The organism is Candidatus Pelagibacter sp. PS_43 (assembly GCF_059417795.1).
In genome coordinates this window covers 339,774-360,995 of record NZ_CM182066.1, presented here as the reverse complement: position 1 = coordinate 360,995, position 21,222 = coordinate 339,774, and the positions used below count along the sequence as shown (strand labels likewise).

General features: G+C 31.0%; 17 protein-coding genes and 1 tRNA gene. 7 read left to right on the top strand and 11 right to left on the bottom strand.

Annotated elements, in window-relative coordinates; translation table 11 throughout:
- Positions 1-9: 9 nt before the first annotated feature.
- The 3 genes from AC5SLL_RS01910 to AC5SLL_RS01900 all read right to left on the bottom strand — a co-directional run bounded on the left by AC5SLL_RS01910 (position 10) and on the right by AC5SLL_RS01900 (position 2,976).
- Positions 10-2,016 (bottom strand): outer membrane protein assembly factor BamB family protein, encoded by a 2,007-nt coding sequence (locus AC5SLL_RS01910; RefSeq protein ID WP_494586859.1) that lies wholly within the window; start codon positions 2,014-2,016, stop codon positions 10-12.
- Positions 2,013-2,891 carry a glycosyltransferase gene (locus tag AC5SLL_RS01905; protein WP_494586858.1) on the bottom strand — a complete coding sequence of 293 codons (879 nt, stop codon included), beginning with the start codon at positions 2,889-2,891 and terminating at the stop codon, positions 2,013-2,015. Before AC5SLL_RS01905 ends, AC5SLL_RS01910 begins: the two co-directional genes overlap by 4 nt.
- 8 nt (positions 2,892-2,899) lie before the next feature.
- Positions 2,900-2,976, bottom strand: a tRNA-Met gene (locus AC5SLL_RS01900).
- 322 nt (positions 2,977-3,298) lie between these two features.
- Between AC5SLL_RS01900 and AC5SLL_RS01895 the strand changes: the two genes are divergently transcribed.
- On the top strand, positions 3,299-4,111 hold the full coding sequence (locus AC5SLL_RS01895) for a class I SAM-dependent methyltransferase (RefSeq protein ID WP_494586857.1): 813 nt from the start codon (positions 3,299-3,301) through the stop codon (positions 4,109-4,111).
- A gap of 219 nt (positions 4,112-4,330) precedes the next feature.
- Here the strand turns inward: AC5SLL_RS01895 and AC5SLL_RS01890 are convergent, their stop codons facing one another.
- From AC5SLL_RS01890 to aptA, 4 genes are read right to left on the bottom strand one after another with little or no spacing between them, the layout of a single operon-like run.
- Positions 4,331-4,558 (bottom strand): hypothetical protein, encoded by a 228-nt coding sequence (locus tag AC5SLL_RS01890; RefSeq protein ID WP_494586856.1) that lies wholly within the window; start codon positions 4,556-4,558, stop codon positions 4,331-4,333.
- Positions 4,559-4,598: 40 nt separating this feature from the next.
- A complete protein-coding gene (locus tag AC5SLL_RS01885) occupies positions 4,599-7,043 on the bottom strand; it encodes a GcvT family protein (RefSeq protein ID WP_494586855.1) in 2,445 nt (814 codons plus the stop codon).
- A gap of 6 nt (positions 7,044-7,049) precedes the next feature.
- Positions 7,050-8,168: an alanine dehydrogenase gene (ald, locus tag AC5SLL_RS01880; protein WP_494586854.1), complete on the bottom strand. Its 1,119-nt coding sequence runs from the start codon at positions 8,166-8,168 to the stop codon at positions 7,050-7,052.
- 44 nt (positions 8,169-8,212) lie between these two features.
- A complete protein-coding gene (aptA, locus tag AC5SLL_RS01875) occupies positions 8,213-9,559 on the bottom strand; it encodes an omega-aminotransferase AptA (protein ID WP_494573513.1) in 1,347 nt (448 codons plus the stop codon).
- Between the two features lie 200 nt (positions 9,560-9,759).
- Between aptA and AC5SLL_RS01870 the strand changes: the two genes are divergently transcribed.
- The 6 genes from AC5SLL_RS01870 (at position 9,760) to hisD (ending at position 16,970) form a co-directional block, all read left to right on the top strand.
- Positions 9,760-10,701: an ABC transporter substrate-binding protein gene (locus AC5SLL_RS01870; RefSeq protein ID WP_494580446.1), complete on the top strand. Its 942-nt coding sequence runs from the start codon at positions 9,760-9,762 to the stop codon at positions 10,699-10,701.
- A gap of 83 nt (positions 10,702-10,784) precedes the next feature.
- Entirely contained in the window at positions 10,785-11,579 is a 795-nt protein-coding gene (locus AC5SLL_RS01865; RefSeq protein ID WP_494586853.1) for a taurine ABC transporter ATP-binding protein, read from the top strand.
- Between the two features lies 1 nt (position 11,580).
- Positions 11,581-13,503 carry an ABC transporter permease gene (locus tag AC5SLL_RS01860; RefSeq protein ID WP_494586852.1) on the top strand — a complete coding sequence of 641 codons (1,923 nt, stop codon included), beginning with the start codon at positions 11,581-11,583 and terminating at the stop codon, positions 13,501-13,503.
- A gap of 23 nt (positions 13,504-13,526) precedes the next feature.
- Complete coding sequence (locus AC5SLL_RS01855; protein WP_494586851.1) at positions 13,527-14,537, top strand: Ldh family oxidoreductase; 1,011 nt, start codon at positions 13,527-13,529, stop codon at positions 14,535-14,537.
- 172 nt (positions 14,538-14,709) lie between these two features.
- Positions 14,710-15,621 carry a bifunctional enoyl-CoA hydratase/phosphate acetyltransferase gene (locus tag AC5SLL_RS01850; protein WP_494586850.1) on the top strand — a complete coding sequence of 304 codons (912 nt, stop codon included), beginning with the start codon at positions 14,710-14,712 and terminating at the stop codon, positions 15,619-15,621.
- A 62-nt stretch (positions 15,622-15,683) separates the two neighbouring features.
- Positions 15,684-16,970, top strand: a complete 1,287-nt coding sequence (hisD, locus tag AC5SLL_RS01845; RefSeq protein WP_494586849.1) for a histidinol dehydrogenase — start codon at positions 15,684-15,686, stop codon at positions 16,968-16,970.
- Between the two features lie 2 nt (positions 16,971-16,972).
- On the opposite strand, the gene AC5SLL_RS01840 is transcribed toward hisD, so the two are convergent.
- The 4 genes from AC5SLL_RS01840 to AC5SLL_RS01825 all read right to left on the bottom strand — a co-directional run bounded on the left by AC5SLL_RS01840 (position 16,973) and on the right by AC5SLL_RS01825 (position 21,182).
- Positions 16,973-17,578, bottom strand: a complete 606-nt coding sequence (locus AC5SLL_RS01840; RefSeq protein ID WP_494580436.1) for a LysE/ArgO family amino acid transporter — start codon at positions 17,576-17,578, stop codon at positions 16,973-16,975.
- Positions 17,579-17,587: 9 nt separating this feature from the next.
- Positions 17,588-19,093 (bottom strand): ABC transporter permease, encoded by a 1,506-nt coding sequence (locus AC5SLL_RS01835; RefSeq protein ID WP_494586848.1) that lies wholly within the window; start codon positions 19,091-19,093, stop codon positions 17,588-17,590.
- The gene (locus AC5SLL_RS01830) at positions 19,086-20,135 is read right to left on the bottom strand and encodes a quaternary amine ABC transporter ATP-binding protein (protein WP_494573500.1); all 1,050 of its coding nucleotides are present in this window, start codon (positions 20,133-20,135) and stop codon (positions 19,086-19,088) included. Before AC5SLL_RS01830 ends, AC5SLL_RS01835 begins: the two co-directional genes overlap by 8 nt.
- An 84-nt stretch (positions 20,136-20,219) precedes the next feature.
- Complete coding sequence (locus AC5SLL_RS01825) at positions 20,220-21,182, bottom strand: ABC transporter substrate-binding protein (protein ID WP_494573499.1); 963 nt, start codon at positions 21,180-21,182, stop codon at positions 20,220-20,222.
- Positions 21,183-21,222: the final 40 nt, after the last annotated feature.

Here is a 21,222-nt window from a genome sequence, read left to right as displayed (position 1 = left end):
TAATTAATTTTATTTTCTTAACTTAAAAGCTACAATAGCATCTCCAAATTTATTTATATTGGGATAACCTTGGTTTAATGAATTTGACCCGGTTGATTGCACTATTATAAATTGCTCATTTTTTGCTAAATATACTGAGGGAGGTGCAGATCCTATAAATGGTAATTTCCTTACCCACAATTCTTTTCCAGTTAAATTATCGTATGCATAGATATTAGAGTCTAAAGTTCCAGTCGCAAATACCAGGCCACTTTTAGTGGCGGTAACTCCACCAAAATTTTCTGTTCCCGTTATGATATTTTTTTTTTTTAACTCAGGATAATATCCAAACGGTACTGTCCAATTTAATTTTCCTGTATTCAGATTCATTGAAGAAAGAGTTCCCCATGGTGGTTTTGTTCCTGGATATCCATCTTGATCAAGTAATCTTGAAAAGCTTGACTCATACTCATTTATATTTTCTTTTTTTATAAGTTTTGCGTTCCAAGCTATATTATTATTATTCACATACATGGTTTGACTATCAGAATCAATAGATGCCCCCATCCATTCCGCTCCTCCATGAAAATTATAAATAATTGTGTTTTTATCTAAACTTATAGGTTTAAAAAAACCAAATTGAGAATTATTAACTATATAATTAATGTAACTCTCACTATCGGCACTAATATTTGTAACATCATTTTTATTAAAGATATTTTTACCAAATGCTTCGGGTAATTCTAAATTTAACTGATAAGGGCTTGTTTTTTCTCCAGGCACCTTAGAGGTTTCTACTAGCTGATAATTCAAATCAAAGATATTTTGACCTGTTATACGGTCAAGAATTATCGTGTTTGCTCTCTTTGTTACAGCAATAACAACATCAACTTTATTGCTATTAATGTTTATGCTTGTAAGAATTGGTGGGCCGGGCATATCATAATTCCAAATATCATGACTTGTTTCCTGAAATGACCAAAGCTCTTTTTTTTTCTCTAAGTCAATTGCTAATAAGCTGCTTGAATTTTTGTTGTAGCCAGGTCTTTTACTCCCATCAAAATATTTTGATGCATTTCCAGTGGTTATATAAACAATTCCCCTTTCAATATCTGCAGAAATACCTCCCCAGGGATTTCCCCCTTCATTCATATATTTTTTTCCACCATTTATCTCATTTTTTTTGTCACCAAAAAAATATTTCCATTTAAGTTTGCCTGTTGAAATATCATAAACCTCAAGGTCTTTTTTCCATGAAGCAACTATAATAGAATTTTTATAAATTATTGGGGTAATTTTACTATAGCCTGTACTTACTCTTCCATTTTTTCCAAAATTTTTATTTAAAGACCCATCTTTGGCATTTAAAGAAATCAATTTAGAGCCGTCATTAAAAAAAATTTGGGGCTTTATTAAATTATTTCCTTCCCAATATACTAATCCTCTTCTAGCTACATCAGCATTGAATATTGGAGATTTCCAGATTTCTTGACCAGTATAACCATCCAAGGCAACTATATTTCCATTTACGATTGGAGAGTATATTGTGCCATTTATAATTATGGGATTGCACTGGATGTCTATGCCTAATGATTTTTTATTGTTAGAATGATAAATCCAAGCCACCTCTAATAATCTAATATTTTCTTTATTAATTAATTTTAGATTAGAAAATCTATTAGAATGATTATTTCCATGACTTCTTTCCCAATTTTCAAAATTCAAAGGATTTTGTGAAATATTTTTAGTAAGATTGTTACTATTTTTTTTTATTGTATATTTTTTTTTTAGATTTTTTCTATCTTTGTCACTTTCTAAACTCCAATATTCCCTGTGTCTTTTAGAGTATTTTAACAAAAAAATTTCATATTTTTTGCTAAAATATCTAAAAGGCTTTTTAAAAATTGAGGCACTCAAATTTTCAGGACTTAAATAAAAATAAGATTTATTAACATATCCAGATCTTAACTTGGTGCTATCTAATAAGATTGCAACAATAATTAAGAATATTAAATAATAAACAAAATTTTTTTTCATTTAAAATACTTATACTTATATGTGGCACAAAATCTTGCTAGATTTTTTAATGATTTATTCAAATTAAGTATAAATAAATAAGTCATAAATCTAAAAAGATATAAAAATATTTTTTTTGTCAAATAAAATTCATTTTTATTTACTTTAAAGTATATATATGAAGATAATATGTGATGTTTATTGATTATAAAATTGCTTAACAGATTTTTTTTAGTTGAAAAACCTTCAATATGAATTGCTTTAGAATTAAATATTTTGATAATAGGAATTTTTAATGTTCTTAATTTTCTACAAAAATAAAAATCTTCCCAAAAGATAAATATTTTTTTATTAAACAAACCTATTTTTTTAATTATTTCGTTGTTAAGTAATAATACTGCCGCCCAACAAAAATTTACACAAACATCTCCATTTATAATATTTTTTGGAAGATAATTATTAAATTTAGATTTTACTAAATTGGCTTCTTTACTATTTAATTCTGGCAAATTTTCTAGTTTATCAATAATTGCACTATCTTTATCTACTAATGTTGGTACTAATACACCAGCCTCAGGGTAATTTTTAAACCCTTCAACTAGATTAATAATATCTATTTCTTTAATTAAAACATCAGGTTCTATTAAAAGTGTGTATTTTGTTTTGCTGTATTTAAAAGCAAAATTACACGCCCTACCAAAACCAATATTTTTTTTAAATCTAAAATATTTAATTATATTTTTATTACTTTTAATTTTTTTAATTAAATTTTGATTATTACGACCATTATCAACTATAATTATATTTATATTTCTAAGGTTTTCTAAACATTCAAATATAATATCAGTTGTATCATACAGTACTATAACAGCTGTAATTTGATTAAGGTTTTGCATTATTTTTATGGTAGCGGGAAGTGGGATCGAACCACTGACCTCAGGCTTATGAGTCCTGCGCTCTAACCAACTGAGCTACCCCGCCACTTAATTATCGTTGATTTATAATAGTTTTATTTTTTTCTGCAATCAAGTATTTGCCTTGTTTTCCTTCTTACTGTGTCAGGAGTGTGTCAGGTATTTATGCATTTTTAGTGTGTCAGGATTTATAGTAACGTTTAGAGATTATGAAAAAACTTTTAGAGATCGTGGTTCTGGGTTTGTTGTTGAGTGGGAATGGTTATGTATAAATAATATATTGTTATGAAGCAAATCTGAGAAATAAACTATCTATACAAATACTAAGAGTTATAATACATTGTCTTAAACTGTTAAATAAAAGTCAATCAATATAAAAAAACTATCTTATGATTCAAAAAATACCAAAAAATTGTTCTTTTTATACGGTACAAGAAATTCCAGGAATTATAAAACCCACAAAAGGTCTTTTCGATCTTAGAAAAAATATTAACAAATTACTTGGAAATTGTAATTTTAAAAACAAAAAAATTTTAGAACTTGGACCAGCAAGTGGCTACATTACATTTTATCTTGAATCTTTAGGTGCTAAAATGACATGCATAGACTTATCTATCAAAAAAGATAAATGGGACACAGTACCCCACGCTAATAAAGACTGGAAAAAAAAACAAATTCAAGGAATGAAAGAATTGTCTAAAGTTAGAAACGCATTTTGGTTTGCACATAAACAGCATAAATCTAAAGCAAGAATGATAGAAACTCATATAAAAAATTTACCTGAGTCAACCTCTATACATGACTATGGTCTTGTCGCTACAGTACTTCTGCATATTCAAAATCCTTTTTTAGCGCTTCAAATGATGAGTTCAAAAGTTAAGGAAAAGATGATTATTTCAGACCTTATAGATGATATGGGAATAGTTTCTAGTAAGAACAAAATTAAGATTAGCAATATTACTAAGTCTATATCGAGTAAATACTTTAAGAAAAATTCTTTAACAAAATTTTTACCAAGAAATAGTAATTCAAATTTAAATTATGATACGTGGTGGAAATTATCACCAACAACTATTGTTGAAATGATGAAGATTCTGGGTTTTAAAAAAGAAAAATATTTAGAACACATTCAATATTGCAATAAGAAACCAATTGATATGTATACAATTGTTTTTAGAAGAAAAATTAAATTAAAAAAATAGTTTAGTTTCCCGCTGTCACTGTTTTAATATTCCTTGTTGTGTCAGGAGTGTGTCAAGTTTCTAAGGAAGATGAATTAAGGTAATAGGAACAAGGATAACGACCACTGACCTTAGGCTTATGAGTCCTGCGCTCTAACCAACTGAGCTACCCCGCCACTTAATTATTGTTGATTTATAATAGGTTTTTAATTTAGTTCAATTAACTTTTGATCTGTGTATTTATTTTATGATTGTTAAAAGAGTTGAAAAAAGACCTAAAGATAAAATTACTGAACTATAAAAAATAATTTTTCTTTTATTTTCATTCTTTTTGTCCACTCTTACTCTGTTCAATAATTTGTTGATATCAACTCTTCTATTTTGCTTAATTTGTTCGACTGTAATAGCTTTTTTTTGATCATTTTTTTCACTGATATGTTTACTGTCGTGAAAAAAGTTTTTTTGCATTAATTATTAAAACATCAATTACTTAACTCAGCAACTAAAATCATAAAAATCTAGAACTTTTATCTTTAAGAGGAGTAATCTCTACCTTGGCTGGGTATTTTTGTTTAGCAACCTCAATATATAGATCCATTTTAGAAAGCTCTTCATTTGTATGGTTTGAGGTTACATATCCAAAAGATAGGTTTTTTTTAAAATTAAAAGAATAATTGCCTGAAGTGGTTCTACCAATAATTTCATCTTTTAAATAAATTGGCTCTTCATGAAGTAATAGAGGATAACCAGGCTTACTATCTTTCAAGGACAACATAATAAATCTTCTGGTTTGTTCTTGATCTTTTATTTTCAATAAACTTTCTTTGCCAACAAAGCCGGTTTCTTTTTTATAGCTAATAGCAAAGTTCAATCCTGCTTGATATTGATTTTCTTCTGGTGAAATATCATGCCCCCAATGTAAAAATCCACTCTCCATTCTCATGGTATCCATTGCATGAGAGCCACAATGTGATAAATTATGATTTTTTCCTTCTTCAATAATTAATTGATAAATTTCTTTAGCATTTTTGTTTTCTATATAAAGTTCAAAACCTAGTTCACCCACATATGACAATCGTTGAGCCCAAACTTTTTTTGAGTTAATTGTTATAAATTTTCCATAACCAAATTTAAATGTTTTATTACTAAAATCATCTTTTGAGATTTTTGAAATTAAGTTTCTACTTTTTGGTCCAAAAACTCCAAGACAAGCTAGCTCATCCGTAATATCTTTTAATTCTAAAGTTGGAGATAAATGTTTTAAAATATGTGCCTTATCATGAGTTCTTGTTGCAGCTGAACTTATTATTCTAAAACAATCTTTATCAATACAAATAACCGATAAATCAGTTTCAATTCCTCCTGCTTCATTTAACATTTGTGTGTAAGTTGATCTTCCTATTTCGTTTTTAATATTTGCCGTACATATTCTTTGCAATTCACTATATGCTTGCTCTCCTTTTATTTCATATTTTGAAAAAGGAGAAAGCTCAAACAGACCAACATTAGTAACTGTATTTTTGGTTTCAAATTCAACTGCTGGATACCAATTTTGATAGTCAAAACTATATTTGTATTCTGCTTTTTTTTTATTTCTTGCATACCACATAGGTCTTTCGTACTCACCCGATACACCAAAGCATGCTCCCTCCTTTTTTAACTCTTCATGATAAGGTAATATTCTTTGATTTCTCGAAGTATTATGTTGCTTGTAAGGCCAGTGCATTCCATACAAGTCACCAAGAGTTTCTGTTACTCTTTCCATAATAAATTTTTTTGAAGAATGAAATTTTTGAAATCTTTTTATATCTAGAGAGAATAAATCTTCATTCATATATCCATTAATCATCCATTCAGCAGTAACACGACCTGCTCCCCCTGAGCTTGCTATACCAATGCTATTAAATCCACAGCAAGTAAAAAGATTATTAACTTCAGCTGTTTCTCCTAAAAGGTATTGAGTATCAGGCGTAAAAGATTCTGGTCCTGAAAAAAATTTTCTAATTCCGGCTGTCTCTAAAATGGGTAATCTTTGAAATGATTTTTCTAAATAAGGTTCAAAATGATCAAAGTCGTCTGGAAATTCTCCAAATGAAAAATCATCTGGTACTATTCCTTTATCTTTAAAGGCAGGTTTTGCATTAGGTTCAAATATTCCAACTAACATTTTGCCAGCATCTTCTTTTAGATAAAGACAAGAATTATAATCTCTTAAAACTGGTAGATTTTTAGGCAATTTATCTAATGGTTCTGTAATTATATAAAAATGTTCATTCGGATATAGGGGTATACTCACACCAATATCTTCACCCATTTGTCGAGCCCACATCCCGGTTGCTATTACAACATATTCACAATCAATTTTGCCAAATTTAGTTTGAACACCAATAATTTTTTTATTTTTTACTAATATTTTTTCAACTGGAGTTTTTTCAAATATTTGAGCACCTTCCATTTTTGCAGCTTTTGCTAAAACATTAGTCACTCCAACGGGGTCTGCTTGACCATCTTCGGGCATGTAAACTCCTCCTAATACATCATCATCATTAATTACAGGATAAAGTTCTTTAACTCTTTGCTTACTAACGTTTTCAACATTAACATCAAATAGTTGAGCAGCAGTTGCTTGTCTCAACAATTCTTGTAATCTTTCGGGTGTGCTTGCAACTGTGATTGCGCCATTTTGTTTTAGTCCAGTTGATAAACCAGTTTTTTTTTCTAATTCTTTGTAAAGATTTAAAGAGTATTTGCGAAGTCTTGTAATTGTAGCGGATGCTCCCAACTGACCAACAAGACCAGCTGCATGCCAAGTAGTTCCTGACGTCAATTGGTCTCTTTCTAATAAAATGGTATCTTTCCAACCATATTTTGCAAGATGATATGCAACAGAGCAACCAGCAACTCCCCCACCAATAACAACAACTTTTGCTTTGGCCGGAAGCATTTTATCCATACTTTTTTACTGGGTTATAGCTTTTTCCGCTGCTACAAATTCGTGTCCAAAAACATCAGCAACCGCTTTATAAGTCACCATACCCTTATGAACGTTTAATCCTGCAAGGAAATTTTTATCTTCACTTAAAGCTTTTTGATAACCTTTGTTAGCAAGTTTAACTAAATAGGGAAGTGTTGCAGCATTTAATGCAATTGTTGAAGTTCTTGGAACTCCCCCTGGCATATTAGCTACACAGTAATGAACCACATCATCAATAATATAAGTTGGATCACCATGGGTTGTTGGTTTACTAGTTTCAACACAGCCTCCTTGATCAATTGCAACATCAACAATAACAGATCCTCTTTGCATCAGTTTTAACATTGGTTTAGTAATTAACTTTGGAGCTTCGGCACCTGGAATTAAAACACCTCCAATTAATAAATCAGCTTTTGCAACTAATTTATTTAAATCAATCTTATCACTTTGTTCTGGAATTATTTTATCTCCAAACATTTCAACTAATTGTTTCAATCTTGCTTCAGATTTATCAACAATATGAACTTTTGCTTGCATGCCTGTTGCAATTACAGCAGCATTTTCTCCAACAACACCACCACCTAAAATAACAACAGTTCCACCTTCTACTCCAGGAGCGCCTCCCAATAAAAGTCCTCTGCCTTTTTGATTTTTTTCTAAACAATGCGCACCAGCTTGAACCGACATACGTCCAGCAACTGCACTCATTGGTGCTAGTAATGGCAATCTTCCATTGTCATCTGTAACCGTTTCATAAGCTATACAAACACCTTTGGATTTAATTAAACCTTCTGTTAATTCTTTAGCTGCTGCTAAATGTAAATAAGTATAAACAATCTGATTTTCTCTAATCATCTTAACTTCACCTGATTGAGGTTCTTTTACTTTAACAATAATGTCTGCATCATTGAAAATATCTTCGGCTTTATCAACTATTTTAGCACCAACACTTGTATATTGATCATTTTCAAAACCAGCTTCAAAACCACCATTATTTTCAACTAAAACTTCATGACCCTCTGATATTAAAGTTTTTACACTCTCGGGTGTTAATCCAATACGATGTTCTTGGGGTTTGATTTCTTTAGGTACACCAATTTTCATAACTCTCTATCTCTCTCTCTCTTTAATTTAAAATTTTAAAGTTTTTAATTTTTTTGATTTTTTTGATAGTTAGTAATACCAGTTCTTAACTTTTCAATAATCTCATCAATGTGTTTTTCTTCACAAATAAATTGAGGAGCTATAATCAAACAATCTCCTGTAGCCTTAAAGTTAACACCAGCTTCATAGCATGCTTTAAAACATTCATAGCCAGCTTTACCTGGTTTAGTATTTAGTTTCATGTCTATACCACCCATCATTCCATATCCTCTAATATTATCTACTGACTCTAGATCTTGAAGAGAGAACAGCCCTTTTTGAAAATAAGGAGCTAAGTTTTTTGCTCTATTAAAAATATCATCTTTTTCAAAAATATCTTGAACCGCAAGAGCAGCCGCAACTGCAACTGGAATTCCTGAATAAGTGTAGCCATGAAATAATTCAACAGCACCAGTTGGTGAAGCATCCATTACCGCATCATAAATATAATCATTACATGCAACAACACCCATAGGTACAACACCATTTGTTGTAGCTTTAGCCATTGTCATAATATCAGGAGTTACACCAAACTCTTGAGCACCAAATTTAGAACCTGTTCTTCCCCAGCCAGTAATTACTTCGTCAAAAATTAAAAGTATTCCATGTTTGTCACAGATCTCTCTTAATTTCTGTAAATATCCTTTTGGTGGAACTAGTGTTCCAGTTGATCCAGCAATAGGCTCAACAATACAAGCAGCTATATTTTCACCACCAAAGTTTTGACAAATAGTTTCTAAATCATTTGCTAAGTAGTCCCCTGTTTCCGGTTGACCACTAACAAATTTATGCTCTGGCAAATGTGTATGACTAATATGTTGAACACCTGGCATTAAAACACTTGCGAATGTTTTAACATTGTTTACCATTCCACCAACTGAAATACAGCCAATGTTCATTCCATGGTAACCCCGCTCACGGCCAACAAACCTAAATCTTTCTGCATGACCTTTTGCTCTATGATAAGCTATAGCAATTTTAAGTGCAGTCTCAACGGCTGTAGATCCGCATATAGTAAAAAACATTTTGTTTAAGTCACCAGGTGTATGTTTTGAAATTTTTGTAGCAAGCTCAAATGAACCACCAAAACCTTGTTGGAAAGGTTGTGCATAGTCTAATGTTTCTAATTGTTTTGTAACAGCTTCTGTAATTTCTCTTCTACCATGACCAAGTGGATTGCAAAATAAACCTGAGCTCGCATCTATTTGAGTTTTGCCATGATGAGTTTTTAAATAAACCCCTTTAGCTTCTGTGATTAATCTTGGATTTGCTTTAAAATCTTTATTAGATGTAAAAGGCATCCAATGTTCATTTAGTGAATTAGGTACGGCAGTTCTATTTTCTGAGCTCATAAATTTCTCTCTGTTTATGTGTTGTTTAATAAATTCTATTTTTAAGTATTAGACTAAATCATAATGTTTTCTAGAATTATTTTTTTTAGAATCTTTCTTAAGTAAATACAACTTACAAGTGTAAAAAATTTGTTTTACATCCTTTCGAATTTCAATTTAAATACATATAATTTAATTAAATTACTAACAGAGGAACAATAATGAAAAAAATACTTAGTTTTATTCTTGGTGCTGTAGTTGCTCTTAACTTATCTATATCAGTTGCAAATTCAGCTGCTAAAGAAGTTAGAGTTGCATTCTTTTTAGAATGGCCTACTCCAAACCAAGAAGATAAAGTTAAAGGAATGTACGAAAAAGCATTGGGTGTACCAGTTAAGTGGACAAACTTCACTAACGGTGGTGCAATGACTGATGCAATGTTAGCAGGAGATATTGATATCTCTTACTCACAAGGTTTAGTTCCTTTTATCAATGCTGTAAAATCAAAAGCGCCTATCAAATTAATTGATGTCGCTATGGAATACGGGATGGGTGGAACAACTTGTGTAACATCAAATGCTTCAGGAATCACAAAAGCAAATGGTTCTGAATTAGAAGGTAAAAAAGTTGCTGTTCCACTTGGAACAATGGCTGAATACGTTTTTGATGAAAGTATGAAAGTTGTTGGTGCTGACAGAAAAAAAATGGATATCATTCAAATGGACCCTGAAGAAGGTGCTGCTGCTTTAGTAAGTGGTGACGTTGTTATGGCTTGTTTATTTGGTGGTAATTCTATCAAAGCTGCAACAGCAGTTGGTTCTAGACTTTTAACAGTCCAAGAAGCTAGAGATGCTGGAATATTAGGTATCGATATTACTTCTGTAACTACAAAGTTTATGAAAGAAAATCCTGGAATGGTTAGAACTTTTATCGAAGTAACTCATGAAGCTAATGCTAGATACAAAGCAGGTAAATCTGACTTAAATGTTATAGCAAAAGATGCTGAAATGAAACTTGGTGATATGAAAGAAACTATTGGTGGATTTAAATTTCTAGATGCACAAGAAACAAAAACATCTATGGAAAGTGGTAACTTACATAAGTTCCTTCAAGGTATGGGTACACCTAGAGGAAATGTAGATACTAGTTTCTTACCTCTATAATATTACAGAGATATAAAAGTTTAATAGGCACCAAAATTTTTTGGTGCCTATTTTTATTAAAAATTCTAATATAAAATTATTCAATGAGTGAATTAGTTTCTCAAGATCTAAACATGATTTTTAAAACTCCTAAAGGAGAAACTGTTCATGCTTTAAAAGATGTAAATTTCACTTTAAAAAAAGGTGAGCTCTTAACTGTCCTTGGTCCATCTGGTTGTGGAAAAACAACTTTATTAAATATTACCGCAGGATTTATTAGACCAACATCAGGAAAGATTACTTTAAATAATAATGAAATTGATGGACCTGGTGTTGAACGAGGAATGGTTTTTCAACAAGGCGCTTTATTTGAATGGTTAACAGTTTCTGAGAACGTTAACTTTGGTCTTCGTATGAAAAAAGAAGATCCTATAATAACTCAGAAAAAAGTTGATGAATGGCTTGATATTGTTGGTCTTAAAGGGTTTGGCAATACTCCAACTTATCAATTATCAGGTGGAATGCAGCAGAGAGTAGCGCTTGCAAGATGTTTGATTAATGACCCTGATTTAATTTTAATGGATGAACCTCTTGGTGCATTAGATGCTTTGACAAGAGAAAAAATGCAATCTTTAGTATTAAAAATTTGGAAAGAAACTGGAAAGACAATTATTTTAATAACACACTCTGTTGAAGAAGCGTTATTACTTGGTGAAAGATTATATGTAATGGCTCCAAGACCAGGAAGAATACATAAAGAATACAAATTACCTTTTGCAAACAGAGGATTAAAAGAAGATTTAAGAGAAATTAAAAAAGATAAAGAATTTTCGAAAACACGAGAAGAAATCTTAACTATGATTTGGAATATGGAAGAAGAAATTATGGGTAAAGAATGAAATGATTACACAAATTCTTACAATATTAATCTTAATTACAATTATTGGATCTATTGTTTATGGTCGAAGATTAATTCAAACTGAAAAAATTGATGCAGTTTTTGGTAATCCAGAAAGATCTAAAGGTGGCACACATTGGGTAGTTTTAGGAAGTTGTTCGTTACTTTTAATTTGGATGTATTATTCTTGGGATATTGCGAGAGGTTTTTATCCAAAATCTGCTAATGAGCTTTGTCAGGTAGCTAAAATTAACGATTCTCTTTTAGGATTAAAATATCAATTTCCAATAGAACAAAGAGAATTAAAAAGTACAGCCCAAATAAAAAAAGAAAATGAAAATATTAGAAGCTTATTAACTGAAATCCAAAATTCAGGTGTAAGTGCTCAGCAAAAAGAAATTTTAATTGGTTTTCTTAATAAAACTTCTCAATTAATCCCATTATTAACAAATGAAGATTTAATTGAAAATAAAACAAAAGAAAAAATAAATGAAATAACAGGAAAAATTAATCTATTAACTGAAAATTTTAAAAAACCTGAATATCCTTTTGAAACTGAACAACAACTTCAAGAAAGACTTGATGCAGCAAATAAAGAAGGCGGTTGGGGTATAGTAAAAGTTGATGCTGGATCTGGATCTATTGAAAATACCCTAGAGGTACCATTAATCCCCTCAACCAATTTAGGTTTAAAATTTCATGTGGCTGCAGAAGAAATAGGTTTAATAAGTGAAGAGTTTTTTAAATTAAGAAATCATAATTCACAATTTAAAGATCAGATTAATGAGATTAAAGATCAAATAAAAATTTACAGAGGTGAATTAAATGAAAGTGAAGATGTTGCTTCTGAATATGCAAAAAATATTGTTAAAATTGCAAGACGTATAGAGTTTGCAAGCATCTATCCACCTAATGCCCTTGATAATTTACAAGGAGCTGTTGTTAATTTTGACAATGCAAAAAATGAAATTCAAGGTGGGTTAAGATTAGTTGATATTTTCTTATTTCCTGCAGGAACTATTGTAGCTAGTGGTCAAAGTTGTTCAGAGCAAGGTTCAGGAAGATGGCTTCCAAAACCATCTGATACTTTTAATAAATTTATACTAATGTCTAATCCTAGCGTTGGCTATAAGGATGTTCCTCTTCTATGGATACAATTAATTGATGTTAGTCAAATGATTGGTTTCATTTTGCCTGATTGGCTTGCAGATATTATACCTGGTGAGTACCCTATTCACACTAAAGAAGGTATTGTTGAGCAGAACTTTAAAGGAAATGTTTTAAAAATTGTTACAGGTGACTTTAGTTTATTTAAAGTTCCTGTTCCTTACGGGCATATCTGGGACTCTTTTTTAAGAGTTTTATTAGGATTAATTTTTGGAATAATAATTGGTGTTCCCTTAGGATTATTTATGGGTCTTAATAGATTTGCTAAAGGATTTTTTGATCCTTTAATCGAGCTTTATAGACCGGTACCCCCTCTAGCTTGGGCTCCTTTAATTATTTCTGTACTTGGAATTGATAATTCAGGAAAAATCTTCTTATTATTCATGGTCTCATTATCTATTATGATTATCTCAGCAAGAGCTGGAGCATCTGGAACGCAATTGTCAAAAATCCATGCAGCTCACTCTCTAGGAGCATCAAAAAAACAAATATTGAGATATGTAATATTTCCAAATTCTTTACCTGAAATATTAACGGGTATAAGAGTTGCGGTTGGTATGTGTTGGGGAACTCTAGTTGCAGCTGAATTTCTAGCAGGAACAACTGGTATAGGGTTTGTTGAAAATGTTGCTAAAAAATATTTTCAATATGAAGTTATTTGGATTACAATTTTTATAATGGGAATGCTTGGATTATTGTTTGATGTAACTTTAAGAAAACTTATAGACAAATATATTCCTTGGAGAGGAAAAGGATAATCACACTATCCTTTTGAACAATTATGAATTCTTCAAAATTAAAGGCAATAATTAAAGATATATTTATAAAATATAAATTAAGTAAAGATCATGCTTCGATCTGTGCTGAGGCATTGATCAATGCTGAATTAGTTGGTGCACCCTCACATGGGTTATCTCGTCTTAAAATGTATTGTGATCGAATTTCAAAAAAAGTGATCAATCCAAGAGCTAAAATTAAAATTAAAAAGATTTCTCAATCAATTGCTCATATTGATGCGAATAATAGTATTGGCTTTGTTGCGGCAGATACTGCTATTAAAACTGCCATAAATAATGCTAAGAAAACAGGGATAGGCTTAGTTGCAGTTAAGAATAGTGGTCATTATGGTTTGTCCGGCTATTACGCAGAGCAAGCTGTTAAAAAAGGCTTAATGGTTATGGTGTTTACAAATGCACCTCCAGCAGTTGCACCTCATGGTGCATTAAAAAGTTTATTTGGAACAAACCCTATTTGTTTTGGAACTCCCACTGGATCAAAGGTTCCTTTTATTTTAGATACATCTATTTCAATGATTAATAGAGGAAAAATTAGAGTAGCAGCAAGAGAGGGAACTAAAATTCCTGAAGGTGTTGCTTTAGATAAGTTTGGTAAACCCACTACTGACCCTAAAAAAGCATTAGAAGGTGTTCAATTACCAATAGCTGGTTTTAGAGGTTCAGGATTAGCCTGGATGGTTGACATTTTAAGTGGGGTATTAACTGGTGGTAATCATGCCGGAAGAGTTAAAGATCCATTTACTGATTTTAGTGGACCACAAAATATTGGTCATTTATTTTTTGTGTTAAAGCCTAATTTATTTGTCGGTAATTCTTTTAATAAAAGAATAAAAGATAATATTAAAACTATAAAAAAACTACCTAAAATAAAAGGCGTAAAAGAAATTCTTTATCCAGGACAAAGTAAGTTCAAAAGATTTAAAAGTAATCTTAAAAAAGAAATTAATATCTCAAAAGCTGTTTTAAAAGACTTGGAGTATTTAAAGGATCGTTAACTAAAAGCCTTGGTTCCTCTAAAGCAGCAAAAAGTCCCTCATTTGTTATCTCAGTCCATAAAGTAATATTTATAAATTAACTAACTCTTGATCTAAAATTTGAAATTTAAAAGCATTTATCTTGATATTTTTACACTATATACTTTTGTAAATTTGAGGATAAAAATACCCTATGCTTTCTAATAAAGAAATTGTTTGTCCAAATAACCTTTTAGACCATGCCAATAAAAAAAGAGGCGTTAATGCAGCTATTGTTAATGCGGGTCTACCTTTGCCCATGCTCTCTGTTCAAGATGCTGTAAAAGAAGGTCTGATCAGACCTATCTTTATAGGAAATAAAAAAGAGATCTTAAAATGTGCAGAAAATTTAAAATGGGATATTTCTGAATTTGAAATTATTGATGAGCCTGTAGAAAATAATACAGCAGCTATTGCTGCAAAGCTTGCCAGTGAAAAAAAGATAAAGATTATTGTTAAGGGTCATATTCATACAGATATTTTAATGAAAGAAGTTTTAAAAAGAGATTATAGTTTACTTGGAAAAACTAGACTAAGTCATATATGGCATATGACAAATACTAAAGACGACAAACCACTTATAATTACTGATGGTGCTTTAAATGTTTTGCCTAATGTAAAAACAAAAATGCATATTTTAAGAAATGTAATTGATTTTTCAAATCGTATAGGAATTGAAAGACCAAAAGTTGCAGTTCTATCAGCAACAGAAGAAATTTTAGATAGTGTACCAAGCTCAATCGAAGCAGATGAAATTACAAAACTTGCAAAAGAAGAGAATTTAAATGCTGATGTTTTTGGTCCTCTGGCATTTGATAATAGTATTTCAAAAAAATCTGCCGCTATAAAAGGTGTTAAGAATATTGTTGCTGGTGATGCAGACGTATTATTAGTTCCAAGTGTTGAAACTGGAAATAGTTTGGTTAAAATGATGATTTACTTTATGGGAGCTTGTGCAGCTGGTGTAGTTGTTGGTGGTAAAGTTCCAATAGTAATTACAAGTAGATCAGATGAGGCACAAGCTAGATTGGCCTCTATTGCTGCTGCTGTTGTTGCTTTAGACTAGTTCTTTATTGAAATAATCATATTAATGTTTTAAATAAAGCTTCAAAATTAAAGAGGAAAACAATGACTATAACTTATTTAAAAAAATCACCTAAAACATCATCAACGGATGACACTAAAACAACTGGAATTGTTCAAGATTTATTAAAAAATATTGAAAGTACTAAAGAACAAGGGTGTATCGATCTTACAAAGAAATTTGATAAATATGATGGTGATATTATTGTTTCCAAAGAAAGAATTGAAGAAATCAAAAAAACATTAGACCAAAAAACAAAAGATGATGTTCAATTTTCATATGAAAGAGTTAGAAAGTTTGCTGAAGCACAATTAAAAAACTATGGTCAGGACTTTGAAGTGGAGCTTTCAGATGGATTATTTGCTGGTCAAAAATTAATACCAGTTAATACTGCTGGATGTTATGTACCAGGAGGTCGTTATGCGCACATTGCATCTGCAGTGATGAGTGTAACAACTGCTAAAGTTGCTGGTGTAAAAAATGTTATTGCATGCAGCCCTCCTAAAGAAGGTGTGGGTGCTCATCCAACAATTATTTATACTGCTGACTTGTGTGGTGCTGATGTAATTTTAAATTTAGGTGGTGTTCCAGCTATAGCTGCAATGACTAATGGTTTATTTAATAATCCTCCTGCTGATATTATTGTTGGTCCTGGAAATCAATTTGTTGCTGAAGCTAAAAGAATTTTATTTGGAAAAGTTGGTATTGATTTATTTGCAGGTCCTACTGAAATTGGAATTATTGCAGATGCTAAAGCTGATCCTGAAATAGTTGCTGTTGATTTAGTGGGTCAAGCTGAACATGGTTATAATTCACCCTGCTGGTTATATACAACAAGCAAGGAACTAGCAGAAAAAGTGATAAAAAGAGTTCCAGAATTAATTGCAGAATTGCCTGAAGTTCCAAGAACAAACGCTGATGCAGCTTGGAGAGATTATGGAGAAGTTATTCTTTGTGATACTGATGAAGAAATGGCAACCATTAGTGACGAGTATGCTCCAGAACACTTAGAAGTTCAGACAGAAAATTTAGAGTGGTTTCACAAAAGACTTACTAACTACGGCTCTTTATTTATCGGTGAAGAAACGACTGTTGCTTATGGGGATAAATGTTCAGGAACTAATCACATACTTCCAACTAAAGGTGCAGGAAGATATACGGGTGGACTATTTGTTGGTAAGTTTGTTAAAACTTTAAGTTTCCAAAGAATGACTAAAGAATCTACAGAGCTAGTTGGTGCTGCAGCTGCAAGAATTTCTAGATACGAAGGAATGGAAGCGCACGCAAGAACCGGTGATGTTAGACTTAAAAAGTATGGTTATTCTAACTAAACTTAGATAATTTCTATTAACACTGTTAAGGCTAAAATAGACATAAAAAGAATAATTAAATAATTTATTCTTCTCCATATATTTTTACTTTTTAGATGTTTGGAAAAATATTTTGATAAATATCCCAACATAAAAAAAAATAAGAACGAGGAAGTAGCTGCACCAACTCCAAAATAATACTTATCTATCTGGTTAAAATTTTTAGAAAAATTTCCAAGAAAAAATACAGTATCTGAATAAACATGTGGATTAAGAAAGGTAAATCCCAGAGTTTTAGTTAAAATCCCAAAAAAATTATTAGTTTTACTATCCATATTGAATGTTGCTTCTAAAACTTCAGTTTTTAATTTTCCCCAAATAAAATGTAATAAGAATATTAAGAGTAAAATGTTAAAGATTAGCTCTACTGTTGGAGTAAAAAAATTACTTAAATATTGAAATAAAAAAATACCTAAAAAAATTAACAATAAATCTGATAATGAACATACTAAACAAACAATAAAGATTTGTTGTTTTTTTAAACCTTGTTCAATGACAAATATATTTTGAGCACCTATTGCTAAGATTAAACTTAATCCAGTAAAAAAACCCAATAATAAAAAATCCATTAAGTTTTATTAAACTCTTTTTTTACCTTGAACAACTCTATCCAATATTAAAGCAACAAACAAAATAGCAATACCTGCTAGTATACCTTGTCCAACATTAGCATACTGTAAAGCCTCAAGAACATCTTGTCCTAAACCTTTTGCACCAATTAGAGATGCTACAACTACCATAGCTAAACTAAGCATTACAGTTTGGTTAACACCTGCCAAAATTGAAGGTGTGGCTAGTGGTAAATCTACTTTTCTAAGTAAATACCATTTAGTTGCACCGTAAGCGATAGCTGCCTCTCGAATTGTTTCTGGCACTCCACGTAACCCTAAAACCGTAAGTCTTACAACAGGTGTACCACCAAAAATCATTGTAATAATTACTGCCGCAACCTTTCCAGTTCCAAAAAAAGCTATAACTGGAATCATAAATACAAAAGCTGGCATTGTTTGCATGAAATCCATTATGGGTCTTATTAGTGAATAAAATCTTTGTCTTCTTGCACAATAAATTCCAAGAGGAATACCAATTGCTATACTTAAAATTGCAGCAGTTCCAAGTAACGCAAGAGTTGTCATGGCTTTTACCCAAAACCCTAAAAATCCCATGTAACATAAAAATCCAGTTGAGTATATTGCTGCCCTTGGTCCAGCTGATAAACCAGTAAGTGTTACAATGGCTGTTATAATTACTATCCAAGGGGTTTTAACGAATAGTAATTCTAAAAAATCTAGAACTGACCTAATACCAATTGTTATAGCAGTAAAAATTACATCTCCTTTAACAACTGCATAATCAAAAATAATTTCTATCCACTTAATTGAAAATAATCTTATTTCTGGATGGGTCGGAAACGTATCCATTAACTGAAGTAAACCTGGAAAGCTGTAATGGATAACAGTAAAAATCATTATTACAGAAGTAAAAACACTACTTAAGATATAATTTTTTATCTGCATACCTGGATCAATAGATTTATCAGATAACCATTCAGAATATTTTTTTTCCAAAATTGAATTTGCCAAAACTCCTTGGACAACCTTTACTGCTATCAATAAAATAAATCCAAAAATTGTAATCCAAATTGCTGAGGCTTCTACTCTTGTAATCTCATCAAGATAACCTTGCATAGCATCCTCTAATGATTTTATATTTCTTTTAAAAACATCAATCTTATCTGGATTATTTTCTATTGCTGCTTCTAATTGTTTATTCCTAAAAGCTATTGTACTTTTAACTTGTTCTACTTTAGCAATAGCTTCTGCTGTAATATTGCCAAATAAACCTCTAATAATTTGTACTACTGAAAAAGTTTCAATAATTAAAAAAGCTAATGTCCAATTCCAAACATTACGCATTCCAAACCAAACTGGACCTAAAATAAATGCAAATAGATTAAATGAAAATGAATAAGTTGGTTTACTACCAATTTTTTTAAACTCTTTAATATAGTAATTTGGATTACTTTTTACAAAATCAGTAATCAATTCATCTCTAGATGGATTTTTAACTGCTCTATTATCCATCACTACCCTCTACAACAGCCTTAAGTAAATCAGCTTGTGTTATCACCCCAACATTTTTATTATCATTGTTAATTACTAATATTGGTTCGTCTTTAATAGAAGATTTTTCAATCAATTTATTTAGCAAATCATTTTCATAAACACTTTCTAAATCTTTGGCCAGTGATCCAAATTCTTTTTTGAATTTTTCAATTGGTTGCATGATAGATTTAGCTTGAACAATTTTTAATCTAGATATTCCTTTTACAAAATCAGCAACATAGTTATCTACTGGCTTCATTACTATTTCTTCTGGTGTTCCTATTTGAATAACTTTTCCATCTCTCATGATAGCAATTCTATGACCTACCCTAACAGCTTCATCTAAGTCATGCGTTATAAACACTGTGGTTTTTTTCATTTGTTTTGAAAGTTTGATAAATTCCGCTTGAAGCTGTCTTCTAATTAATGGATCTAATGCACTAAATGGTTCATCCATTAATAAAAAATCAGGATCGGCTGCTAAAGCTCTTGCTAATCCTACTCTTTGTTGCATTCCGCCTGATAGCTCATGAGCAAATTTATTTCCCCAGCCTTGAAGTTCTACGATATCTAAAATTTTATTAGCGGCATCTAGCCTATCATTTTTGCTTATACCTCTTATTTCAAGTGGCATTGCTATATTATCCAGTACAGATCTATGGGGCATTAAAGCAAAGTTTTGAAAAACCATACCTATTTTTTTATTTCTTAAATCTTGCAAACTTTTTGAGTCAAACTTCATCACGTCTTCATTATTGATTAAAATTTGTCCAGAGGTTGGCTCTAATAATCTATTAATATGTCTAACTAAAGTAGATTTACCACTTCCAGAAAGACCCATTACACAAAAAATCTCTCCTTTTTTAACATTAAAAGAAACATCAGATACACCAATTACTGAATTATATTTTTCTAAAGCTTCCTGTTTTGAAATACGTTGATTTTGAATAGCATTTAATGCTTCTTCAGAATTATTACCAAATATTTTCCAAACATTTTTTATTTCAATAGCTGATTCCATCAGATCCATTCGAAAATTTAATAAATTTTTTTTAAGAAAACTACCTGGCAACTTTTTAGTTGCCAGGTAAAAATTTAATTTAACCTAAAGTCCTAACCAACCGTCAACTTTAGACTTATTATTTTTCATCCATGTTCTAGCAACAGCAGCTGGATCCTTTTTTTCAACTGAAATTTGATAGGCCATTAATGAAACATCATCTGCTGACAATTGAAAGTTCTTAAAAAATTCAACAATAGCTGGTGATTTAGCTTCTAATGAAGTTCCCCAACCAATTTGAATTTGTTTAAGAGCATCTTTCGATGCAACATAAGATTTTTTGTACCAGTCAGCATCTTCTTTGGGTTGAACCATTTTATATTTAGCTTCATCAAACTTTGGTTCTGTTAACATTACAACATCTGCCATTCCCCAAATTGCATGTGGCTTGTAACAATAAAATGCATAGCCCTCACCTTTTTTAATTGAATCAAGCACTCTTGCATTTTTAACAGCTTCTGCTGCTCTTATGCCTTCAATACCAGCATCATATAAACCGTAATCTCTAAGTTTAACTTGGTTTACATTTGCTGAAGCCCATCCATCAGCACCAATCCAAAACTCACCTTTTCCATTTCCATCGCTGTCCATTGCTTTAACAACTTCTGGTCTAGCTAAGTCTTCAATTGCTGTAATATTCATTTTTTTAGCAAATTGTTGAGACACACAATATCCTTGGTTTCCCTCATACGGCTTTGAACTTAACTTAAGAGTTCCTTTAGGAACTAGATCGTTAGTATAAGCCTGTTGATTAGGTAGCCAGATATCTGGGTGAACTTCTATTTCACCTTTACTTCTATCAATTGCTGCGTAGATAGCAGTATTGTTCCCTGGAACTAATTCTGCTTCTCCACCCATTTTATCATTAACAACTGCTGCTAATAAATTTGCAATAGCTGTTGCACCTGTCCAACCTGGATCTCCAATTTTTACTTTCTCAGCAAATGTTGAAAAAGTAGCAAATAAAGAAATCAAACCAGCTACAAGTGTAGTTTTAATTATTTTCATTATTTTCTCCTATTAATTTAAAAAATAAGTCTAACGCGAA